The organism is Nocardia sp. NPDC003345 (assembly GCF_053589395.1).
In genome coordinates this window covers 1-2,520 of the sequence record NZ_JBSFRU010000526.1, presented here as the reverse complement: position 1 = coordinate 2,520, position 2,520 = coordinate 1, and the positions used below count along the sequence as shown (strand labels likewise).

2 protein-coding genes are annotated in these 2,520 nt (G+C 55.4%); both read left to right on the top strand.

Annotated features, from left to right (window positions below; translation table 11 throughout):
- Positions 1-197 (top strand): hypothetical protein (locus ACWDU1_RS31575; protein WP_450004076.1); only part of this gene is annotated, 197 nt, incomplete at its 5' end.
- A gap of 573 nt (positions 198-770) precedes the next feature.
- The gene (locus tag ACWDU1_RS31570) at positions 771-2,261 is read left to right on the top strand and encodes a PIN-like domain-containing protein (RefSeq protein ID WP_450004075.1); all 1,491 of its coding nucleotides are present in this window, start codon (positions 771-773) and stop codon (positions 2,259-2,261) included.
- The last annotated feature ends 259 nt before the right edge of the window (positions 2,262-2,520 follow it).

Here is a 2,520-nt window from a genome sequence, read left to right as displayed (position 1 = left end):
ATTTTCGGGACCACCTCACCCTCCGCAAGTGGTTGCCGAATTTCGCCATACAGGATCAAGAGGCGCCGGCGCTGCGCGCCGCCGCCGACGCTGCGACACGCAGCGCGCTCCCTGAACTGCGGTCGCGCGGCGCGTCGGCGCGTCGGCGGCACGCTGCGCCGACACCCACCGATCCGAGATTGCTGAATTTTCGATAACCGAGAAGTGTGGGCGCGACGAGAGCCGTACCCGGCTTACCTCCCGCAGTCGTCCACGAATCCGCCAGGCGCTGTGCCCGGTCGACCGGCTGTGGTCCGGCCCCGTCGAGGTACCAGGCGACGGATGTTGCGGTCGGGTTCGTAGGGCCATTCATGGCCGAGGACCTTGCTGCGCTGCATCGGATGCGGATGCGACGCCACCTGACCGCCGGGGGCTTCGGCCCCAACTTTCCTGGGCCGATAGCCCCGTCCGGGGAACTGCGCTGTGATCGGGGTACTGAACTGCTGCGCGACCTTCGGCCGCGTAGCCCTGCTGCGTGGTGGCCTGCATTGTGTTCCCGCGCCCCTCCACCGTCAAGAGCGCCTACGGCGTCACTACGTGATGGCTATCGCCACCCTTGACCGCGGAGCCTCTACGCGAGAAGGGCAGGCCCTATCGGGGCAGGCGGGTAGCCAGCCCCACCATTGCGCAGACCACCACCCAGCAGGGCCAATCTGCGGGGCGTGGCACACGGCCGCATGTAATCGGCTGTGATTCAATGTGTTTCAAACACGGAAAGGCCAAATGGAGCGATGAAAACCATCCTGAGTGAGTGGTACGGTCCCAGTGAACCGGAACTGGCTGAGTTCTACAGAGTTGGCACGATCGCTCTAGATGCGAACATCCTACTTTCCTTGTACAGAGTCAATGGAACGCAGAGACGCCAAATTATAGCGGCCTTGGAAAAAGTTTCGGATCGACTGTGGATTCCCTATCAAGTCGCGCTTGAGTATCAGAGGAACCGACTGGAGGTCGCTGCCGAGGTAAACTCCGTATTCGATTCCATTGAAGCAATACCCCGCGGGTCACTGCAAAAAATACTGGATGATGCTAGCGCTGCGATACGCGAGCTTGCCAAGAAAACTAGTACCACTATCCGGGACCGCGATATACGTGAACGCGTGTCTAACGAGTTTTTCGAGGCCGATAAAGGGCTTAAGTCCTTCATGGAATCGCGCCAAGCGGACATGGCGGAAGCATTTCAGTCGGTGCGGAAAGACCACACCATTGACTTTGATGATGTCAAGAACGATGACCCCGTTAGATCGGCGCTGGATCGGATCCTAAGTCCCCACAACATCGGCGAGAAACTAGACGAGGAAGTCCTCACCAGTCGTCGTCTTGATGCCCAATCGCGAATCGCAAGTCTCACCCCGCCTGGTTACAAGGATGCGAATAGCAAGAAGGATCCAACAGGCGACTGCCTGATTTGGTTCGAATTGCTTGACCATGCAGAAAAGCAGAAGCGGCCAGTTCTATTTGTCACCGACGATGTCAAGGAAGACTTCTACGTAAAGGCGTATGGAAAAACCATCGGTCCGCGTCCGGAGTTGGTACGAGAGATGCATGAAAGTACGGGCCAAAAATATCATCAGACAACCTTGGATGCGTTCCTCCGTTCGGCGAACCGGTATCTTGATGCAGCGGTAGAGGAGACAACGATCACAACCGTAAAGTCTGCTCGCGAATCATCGGGTTCCTTCGACCAGTTCGCCAACATTTCGAAGAATGAATATGAAATGCTTAGGACGATCTTTTCGCTTCCGGGTAATGTGTTGAACAGGAAGTCGAAATTTGAAATCCCTCTCGGTCTCATCATGAACGCAAAGGAAGAGGCGCGAAAGAATGGTGACGTAAGGTTTCTTAGTAAGTTGAATCGTTACGAGCGGATGACGCTCACGAATTTCAGCCCTGCGGATGAAGAGATGACTCCATCTATAGAATCTATCGACGACGGATATTCGGAGCTGCACATACTCAGGCGACACTATTCGAGAATGCTAAACGACAGCGACTTATTTGTGCCGGTTCGATACGATCTCGCTTTCGAGATCGCGAAGCAATATAAGGTATTGGGTCATTATCACGAAGCCCGCCAGCTCCTTATAGAAAACCTTAACGATCTAATGAAAAATGCGGAGCGCCTTTCTGATGCACTATACCAACAGTACCTGACTGAATTCAGAGACCTCTTGACTAAAGTTCAAAGCTCGATTTTCGAATCGGATACAAATAAAGGCTGAAAAGGGCGCGCTACCTAGCGGCACCGTAGGCCTTGGCGCGACTCGAAGATCCCTTACTTTCCCCGTACAAACCTCCCCATACAAGCCCGAATTTAGGCGTACGCTCAACGGGCCGAGGAGCCGAGATCTGTTGCCAGACAACACGAGCGACAGACCCACACAGACAGTCGCGTACACACGAGCGGATCAGAAGGTTAGGGGTTCGAATCCCTTCGGGCGCACAAAGATCGGCCCGCTACCTGTTGATGCTGGTAGCGGG